Genomic DNA, 7,445 nt, shown 5'->3' on the forward strand with positions numbered 1-7,445 from the left:
CCGCTGCGTAGCGTCCGACTCCTGGGAGGGGAGAGGTGTCGCGTGGCAGCCTTCACTGCTTGCCAGGCAGGTCTTCCCGGTCTTCCGGCCAGGGCTTGCCGGTGGGCGACCTGTCGTCTTTCAGCCATCCACGTCAACCTATCAAACCGTCGCCCGGCGAATGCCGCCACGGGCTACCCGTGCCTGCGTCAAGCCACCGCCGTTCCCACCGCCATGTCACAACTTACCTTATCGCGCCGCAGCACCCTCACTCGACTGGGCACCCTGGCCCTGGGCAGCGGCCTGCTGCTGGCAGGCTGCAGCGCCGAGCCCAAAGAACGGAAGGCATTCATCGCCTTCTTGCAATCGGAGGCACTCGGAAAATCGCGCCGCATGATGCCAGGGCTCTCGGACAAGATGCGCAAGGAACTCGGCAGCTACGCAGCCCACTACGACATCATGATCCGCTTCAACCAGGCGGTGAACGACAAAAACTTGCTCAAGAACATGCGCGAACTGCAATGGATTCGCACGCCAGCGCAGTACTTCGAAAAGCGCGAAACGCTCAAACTGGCGCTGGCGGAAATCCCCCAGGCCCAAGCCACCGTACAGGCCGAGCTGAAAAAGGCCGATGAGGCAAAAGCCGCCCTGAACCAGCCGGAAGACCTCAAGAAGGCATATGACTCCATCTACGAAAGGCTGGTGAGCGCCCCCGCGCGACTGCTGCTGGAGATGATGCCGCCCATGCAGAGGCTGCTCAACGTCGTGACGGAATTGCTCACCCTGGTCGAAAAAAATCCGCAGCAGCTTTCCATCACGGGCATCCACATCGAAGCCAAAAGCCAGGCAATGTTGGACAAGGTCAACGCCCTGTTCAAAAAAGCCGACGCGGAAACCCAGGCCCTGCAACGCATCGAGAAAGAACTGAAAGAGCTATGAGGCTGACCCCACCCCGCTGACGGACAAGGAGAAAGGCGATAATCTGCGGTCTCCGCGCCTGACTTTTCTTGGACATTCCTATGAGCGACACCCAACAACGCATCGACGCCCTCGTCAAATCCAGCGACATCCTGCTGTTCATGAAGGGCAGCGCGAGTTTCCCCATGTGCGGTTTCTCGGGCCGTGCCATCCAGATCCTCAAGGCCAGCGGCGTGGATCCCAAGAGCGTGGTCACCGTCAACGTGCTGGAAGATGACGAAATCCGCCAGGGCATCAAGGAATACAGCAACTGGCCCACCATTCCCCAGCTGTACGTGAAGGGTGAATTCATCGGCGGATCGGACATCATGATGGAGATGTACGAGTCGGGCGAGCTCAAGCAGGTACTGGGTACCGAGGGCTGACCCCTTCGCGCTGGAGCCCCGGCACACCACAGGCCGCCCACCGGGCGGCCTTGTCGTTTGTGCGTTCGCTTGTGCCGCTGCGGTGGTGTGCAGCAGCAACAGCTGCGCAAAAACGCGGATTTTTCCGATGTTGTGGCGGGCACGTTGTGTGCTTGAATGTTTGCGAGACCCAACCTCGCAAAAAGGAGAGCATGCAATGACCAGCCATAGCCTTGTTCCCCAATCCCCTGCCCTGCGCCTGCCCGTGGCGCAGATGCGCAACGTGTTCCACCCCGGTGACGTGGAACGCAAACTGGCCCGCCTGCAGGAGGCCGGCAACCAGCGCGAGTACGAAAACCTGCGCAGCGTCTATGAGCGCATGCTGGAACGAGGGCCTGAGCGCTTTCAGGTCAAGCCCTCGGGCGTGCCCGACATGGCCGGCCTCTACGAGCAGCTGCCCAACTTCACCGAGGTGCTGGACGACGTGAAGCGCCACGTGGCCCTGGCGCAGGACAGCAGCGACGGCCTGGAGGTGACGCCCATGCTGCTGCTGGGCCCGCCCGGCATTGGCAAGACCCACTTCGCGCGGCACTTGGCCGAGCTGCTGGGCACGGGCATGAACCTGCTGCCCATGAGCTCCATGACCGCGGGCTGGCTGCTGTCTGGCTCGTCCGCGCAGTGGAAGGGCGCGCGGCCCGGCAAGGTGTTTGAGGCGCTGGTGGAAGGCGAGTACGCCAACCCGGTCATCGTGGTGGACGAGATCGACAAGGCCAGCACCGACGCACAGTACGACCCTCTGGGCGCCCTGTACAGCCTGTTGGAGCACGATACGGCGCAAAGCTTTACCGACGAGTTTGCCGAGGTGGCCATCGATGCGAGTCAGGTGATTTGGATCACCACGGCCAACGACAGCCGTGGCATTCCCGACCCCATCCTCAACCGCATGAACGTGTTCGAGGTGGAAGCGCCCACGCTGGAGCAGGCCCGCAGCATTGCGCGCAACCTGTACCTGGGCATCCGCGCCGGGCACGACTGGGGGCGCCTGCTGGACCCCGAACCGCTGCCCGACGTGCTGGACCACCTGGCGCAGATGCCGCCCCGCCAGATGCGCCGCGCGCTGATGACCGGCTTTGGCAATGCGCGGCTGGACCGCCGCAGCACCGTGGAGGTGGCCGACCTGCCCAAGGCCGCAGCGGGCCGCAGCCGCATCGGGTTTATGCAGTAGGGCGCTACGCGGCGCCCCCCTCGCACCCGGGTAACAGCCGTGCTGTGCGCGGCTGACGCACAGATACACTTGGTAGCCCTGTGTGCCCTGGCGCCACGCTCTGACGCCCCTCATGACCCTGTCCCAAAGCCTTTTTGTCATTGGACTGCTGATTGCAGCCAGCGCCTTTTTCTCGATGGCGGAAATCTCGCTGGCGGCCGCGCGGCGGTTGCGCCTGCGGCAGATGGCGGACGAAGGCGATGCGCGGGCCGACAAGGTGCTGCGCATGCAGGAGCAGCCCGGGGACTATTTCACGGTGGTGCAGGTGGGGCAGAACGCCGTCGCCATCCTGGGCGGCATCGTGGGCGAGGGGGCGCTGAGCCCGCACTTCACCGCGTTGTTCGGCCTGTGGCTTGCGGAGCCGTCGGCGCAAACGGCTGGCTTTCTGGCCTCGTTCCTGATCATCACGTCTTTTTTCATCCTGTTTTCGGACTTGTTCCCCAAGCGTTTGGGCATGGCCAACCCCGAGCGGCTGGTCGTGCGGCTGGCGCAGCCCATGGCCTGGTGCATGACCCTGCTCCGGCCCCTGGTCTGGTTCTACAGCCGGGGCGCGGACCTGCTTTTCCGGGCGCTGGGCCTATCGTCGCTGCGTGACGACCGCATCACATCCGATGACATCCTGGCCATGATGGAAGCCGGTGCCCGCGCTGGGGTGCTGGCCGCGCGGGAGCAGCAGGTCATTACCAATGTGTTCGAGCTGGACACGCGCACAGTCTCCAGTGCCATGTCGCCGCGCGACCGCATTGCGTTCTTTCTGCGCGACGAACCGGATTCGGTCATCCGCCTGCGCATTGCGGCGGAGCCTTTCTCGACGTATCCGGTCTGCGAGGGTGACATTGACCACGTGGTGGGCTATGTGGATGCCAAGGACCTGTTCCAGCGGGTGCTGAACAACCAGCCCATCTCCTTGGCCGACGACAGCCTGGTGCGCAAGGTGCTGATCGTGCCCGACCGGCTGACGCTCTCGGAAGTGCTGGAACAGTTCCGCCATGTGCACGAGGACTTCGCGGTGATCGTGAACGAATACAGCCTGGTCGTGGGCGTGGTCACGCTCAACGATGTGATGAGCACGGTCATGGGTGACTTGGTGGGCCCGGCGGACGAGGAGCAGATTGTGCGGCGGGATGAGAACTCGTGGCTCATCGACGGTGTGACGCCCATCACCGACGTGCTGCATGCGCTGTCGCTGGACGAACTGCCCCATGCCGAAGAGTACGAGACGCTGGCTGGTTTCCTGATGGTGATGCTGCGCCGCGTGCCGCGCCGCACCGACAGCGTGAGCTGGGGCGGCTACAAGTTCGAGGTGCTGGACGTGGACAGCTACCGCATCGACCAGGTGATGGTGTCGCGCATCAACGCGGCGGGCGGCGGCGGGGACAACAGCGGCTTGCCGCTCGCCAGTCCTGCGACCGGAGCTGCAGCTTCACAGAATTAGGCAGCGCCGCAGATGCGCCGCGCCGCCCAGCACACGCCTGGCCTCAAGAGGCAGCGGCAACCAGCGGATTAGGTGCGGCAGGCGACGGGGGTAGCTGCGGCTTCTCAGAAAACAGCCAGTTGCGCTGCGCAGCGAACACCGCGTTCGGGTACGGCGACTTGCCCCGGCTGCCGTTGTAGCGGCCCAACGCCATGAAAAGATCGCCGCGTTCCCGATCGATGTAGTGGCGCAGGATCACGCAGCCAAACCGCAGGTTGGTCTGCATGTGGAACAGCTTGCCGGGGTCGCCATCGCCAATCACGCGGGTCCAGAACGGCATGACCTGCATGTAGCCGCGTGCCCCCACGCTGGAGACCGCAAACTTGCGGAATGCGCTTTCCACCTGGATCAGCCCGAGCACCAGGGACACATCCAGCCCAGCGCGCTTGGACTCGTACCAAACGGTCTGCAGAAAATCGCGCCGCACTTCCCATTCGGGCTTGCGGCGGCGCAGCCGGTCGCTCTGCGTGCCCAGCCACCGCAGATAGTGCAAGCGGGCCTCGGTGGTGAAGAATTCCGGCTCAGGCGGCGCCTGATTGGCAATGGCCGAACTCAGGGCCGTGCGCACGGAATCCATCAGAGGCTCTTCCAGCTGGCCACCGGCATGCGCAAGCGAGGGCGCGGCCAACCATGCTGCGGGTGCCCCCAGCATCGACACCGCACCCAAGGCCGCGCGCCGTGACACGCCCACCGGGCGCGGCATCACCCCAGCTTGGCCGGTAAGCGCGGACGAAGAGCTTGCCACCCGACTCATACGGCCATGCGGTCCTTGACGTGGGCCAGGATATCGGTCACGGCGACCTTGGTGGCCGCGCTGTCGCGGCGGTGCTGGTACTCCACCACGCCCTCTTTCAGGCTCTTGTCGCCAATGGTCACGCGGTGTGGCACACCGATCAGTTCCCAGTCGGCAAACATGGCGCCAGGGCGCTCGCCACGGTCGTCCAGGATCACGTCTACGCCCGCTGCCAGCAGGTCGCTGTACAGCTGTTCGGCCGTGGACTTGACGGCTTCGCTGCGGTCCATACCCACGGGGCAGACCACGACCGTGAAGGGTGCAATGGCGTCGGGCCAGATGATGCCGCGCTCGTCATGGTTCTGCTCGATGGCGGCTGCAGGCAGGCGGGTGATGCCGATGCCATAGCAGCCCATCTCCAGCGGCTGCGGTTTGCCGGTTTCGTCCAGGAAGGTCGCATTCATCGCGCGGCTGTATTTGGTACCGAGGTAGAAGACATGGCCCACCTCGATGCCGCGTTCGATGGCCAGTTCCCCCTTCCCGTCGGGCGAACGGTCGCCGGCCACCACATTGCGCAGGTCGGCCACGGCGTCGGGCTCGGGCAAATCGCGACCCCAGTTCACGCCGGTGATGTGGAAGTCCACCTCATTGGCGCCGCAGATCCAGTCCGCCATTACGGCTACTTCGCGGTCCGCCACGATCTTGAGCGGCTTCTTCAGCCCGATGGGGCCCAAGTACCCGGGCTTGCAGCCAAAATGGTCCTCGATTTCACCGAGGGTGGCAAAGCGGAACCCCGCAAGGCCAGGCACCTTGCCCACCTTGATCTCGTTCATGTCATGGTCGCCGCGCAGCAGCAGCAGCCAGACCTGGGTCTTGACGATCTCGCCGGCCTCGTTGGTTTCATCCGTCGCCAGCACCAGCGACTTGACCGTAGTATTCAGCGGCACGCCAAGCAATTCGGCCACGTCGGCACAGGTAGCTTTTCCTGGCGTGGCGGTGCGAGTCATTGCCTGCGTGGCCGCGCCGCGCGGGCCGGCGGGCGCCAGGGCTTCCGCCTTTTCCATATTGGCCGCGTATTCACTGTGGGGGCAGTACACGATGGCGTCTTCACCCGTAGCCGCGATCACCTGGAATTCTTCAGACAGGTCGCCCCCGATGGCGCCGCTGTCGGCCGCCACCGCGCGGTAGGTGAGGCCGAAACGGTCAAAGATGCGCCGGTAGGCCTGCGCCATGACCTGGTAGCTCGCCTTGGCGGCCACCTGGTCCTTGTCGAAGCTGTACGCATCTTTCATGATGAATTCGCGGCCGCGCATTAGCCCAAAACGGGGGCGGCGCTCGTCGCGGAACTTGGTCTGTATCTGGTACAGGTTCTTCGGCAGCTGCTTATAGCTCTTGAGCTCCTGCCTTGCGATGTCAGTGATCACTTCTTCGCTCGTTGGCTGCACGATGAAGTCTCGCCCGTGCCGGTCCTGGATGCGCAGCAATTCGGGGCCCATCTTGTCGAAGCGGCCGGTCTCTTGCCACAGTTCGGCTGGCTGCACCACCGGCATGGTCAGTTCCACCGCGCCAGCCCGGTTCATTTCCTCGCGCACGATGGCTTCCACCTTGCGGATCACACGTAGCCCCATGGGCATGTAGTTGTAGATCCCAGCGCCCAGCTTCTTGATCAGTCCCGCCCGCGTCATGAGTTTGTGGCTGACCACCTCCGCGTCGGCGGGGGCTTCTTTGAGGGTGGAAATAAAGAATTGCGAGGCTTTCATCGGGGCGATTTCGGGCGGAACGGACCGGCCCACTTGCCGCACGCTAGGCGCCGTGCATAATGGACACAGTTTAAAAATTTGGGGTTTGATTATGCTTGACCGGGACGGCTTTCGGCCGAACGTCGGCATCATCCTGCTCAACCAGAAAAACCAGGTGTTCTGGGGCAAGCGCATACGCACCCACAGCTGGCAGTTTCCGCAGGGTGGCATTGACCGGGGCGAAACCCCCGAGCAGGCCATGTTCCGCGAACTGCACGAAGAGGTGGGATTATTGCCCAATCACGTACGCGTGGTGGCCCGCACACGGGACTGGTTGCGCTATGAGGTGCCTGACCGGTACATCCGCCGCGATGCACGCGGACACTACAAAGGCCAGAAACAGATCTGGTATCTGCTTCAACTGGTGGGGCACGACTGGGACCTGAATCTCCGCGCCACCAACCATCCTGAATTTGACGCCTGGCGCTGGAACGACTATTGGGTGCCGCTGGATGTGGTGGTGGAGTTCAAACGCGGCGTGTACGAAATGGCGCTGACCGAGTTGGCGCGTTTCCTTCCCCGCCATGAACAGCGCAACCGCTATCTGCGCAGCGGCATGCGGACCCGGGAGGGCGAGCAGGCCGGCAGCATGTACCGCACGGGCAGCCTGCTCGCGCATCCGGGCATGGAGCTGCCCCCCGGCGCGAGCTTCGACCCCGATCCGCAAAACAGCATGCCCGGCGAGCTGGACGGGTTGCCCTTAGGCCCATCGACAGCACCGCGCTGACGCCAAGCAAAGCGCCCGCTTGACCCGTCCTGAATAGCGTTGACACCCAGGACGGTTAAAAACTCCAGCCGGACTATCCGGCCAACGACGCCCGATGCACTGCATCGGGCGTTTGCATTTTCAGCGACAGATGCGGTCGCTCGCAGT

At 63.8% G+C, this 7,445-nt stretch carries 7 protein-coding genes; 5 read left to right on the forward strand and 2 right to left on the reverse strand.

All coding sequences use genetic code 11. From position 1 onward, the window contains the following. The first annotated feature begins 42 nt into the window (after positions 1-42). From ACK4HJ_RS19685 to ACK4HJ_RS19700, 4 genes are all read left to right on the forward strand, one after another. Positions 43-918, forward strand: coding sequence for a DUF3053 family protein (locus ACK4HJ_RS19685; RefSeq protein ID WP_409834706.1), 876 nt, complete (start codon positions 43-45; stop codon positions 916-918). Positions 919-998: 80 nt separating this feature from the next. Beyond that, a complete protein-coding gene (gene grxD, locus ACK4HJ_RS19690; protein ID WP_409834708.1) occupies positions 999-1,322 on the forward strand; it encodes a Grx4 family monothiol glutaredoxin in 324 nt (107 codons plus the stop codon). A 196-nt stretch (positions 1,323-1,518) separates the two neighbouring features. Next, a complete protein-coding gene (locus ACK4HJ_RS19695) occupies positions 1,519-2,526 on the forward strand; it encodes an AAA family ATPase (protein WP_409834710.1) in 1,008 nt (335 codons plus the stop codon). Between the two features lie 112 nt (positions 2,527-2,638). Next, positions 2,639-4,000: a hemolysin family protein gene (locus ACK4HJ_RS19700; protein ID WP_409834711.1), complete on the forward strand. Its 1,362-nt coding sequence runs from the start codon at positions 2,639-2,641 to the stop codon at positions 3,998-4,000. A gap of 43 nt (positions 4,001-4,043) precedes the next feature. Here ACK4HJ_RS19700 and ACK4HJ_RS19705 read toward each other — a convergent pair whose 3' ends face one another. Continuing rightward, entirely contained in the window at positions 4,044-4,742 is a 699-nt protein-coding gene (locus ACK4HJ_RS19705; protein WP_409834716.1) for a lytic transglycosylase domain-containing protein, read from the reverse strand. Between the two features lie 47 nt (positions 4,743-4,789). After that, the gene (locus ACK4HJ_RS19710; RefSeq protein WP_409834713.1) at positions 4,790-6,532 is read right to left on the reverse strand and encodes a proline--tRNA ligase; all 1,743 of its coding nucleotides are present in this window, start codon (positions 6,530-6,532) and stop codon (positions 4,790-4,792) included. A 91-nt stretch (positions 6,533-6,623) separates the two neighbouring features. Here ACK4HJ_RS19710 and ACK4HJ_RS19715 point away from each other — a divergent pair, with 91 nt between their 5' ends. After that, positions 6,624-7,298, forward strand: coding sequence for an RNA pyrophosphohydrolase (locus ACK4HJ_RS19715; protein WP_409834714.1), 675 nt, complete (start codon positions 6,624-6,626; stop codon positions 7,296-7,298). Positions 7,299-7,445: the final 147 nt, after the last annotated feature.

Source organism: Acidovorax sp. (assembly GCF_046294525.1).
Classification (GTDB): Bacteria; Pseudomonadota; Gammaproteobacteria; order Burkholderiales; family Burkholderiaceae_C; genus Acidovorax.

Bases quoted from the DNA above. Each gene is read 5' to 3' on its own strand.
- grxD (WP_409834708.1), top strand. From the start codon at position 999: ATGAGCGACACCCAACAACGCATCGACGCCCTCGTCAAATCCAGCGAC.
- ACK4HJ_RS19695 (WP_409834710.1), top strand. From the start codon at position 1,519: ATGACCAGCCATAGCCTTGTTCCCCAATCCCCTGCCCTGCGCCTGCCC.
- ACK4HJ_RS19700 (WP_409834711.1), top strand. From the start codon at position 2,639: ATGACCCTGTCCCAAAGCCTTTTTGTCATTGGACTGCTGATTGCAGCC.
- ACK4HJ_RS19705 (WP_409834716.1), bottom strand. From the start codon at position 4,742: ATGCCGCGCCCGGTGGGCGTGTCACGGCGCGCGGCCTTGGGTGCGGTG.
- ACK4HJ_RS19710 (WP_409834713.1), bottom strand. From the start codon at position 6,532: ATGAAAGCCTCGCAATTCTTTATTTCCACCCTCAAAGAAGCCCCCGCC.
- ACK4HJ_RS19715 (WP_409834714.1), top strand. From the start codon at position 6,624: ATGCTTGACCGGGACGGCTTTCGGCCGAACGTCGGCATCATCCTGCTC.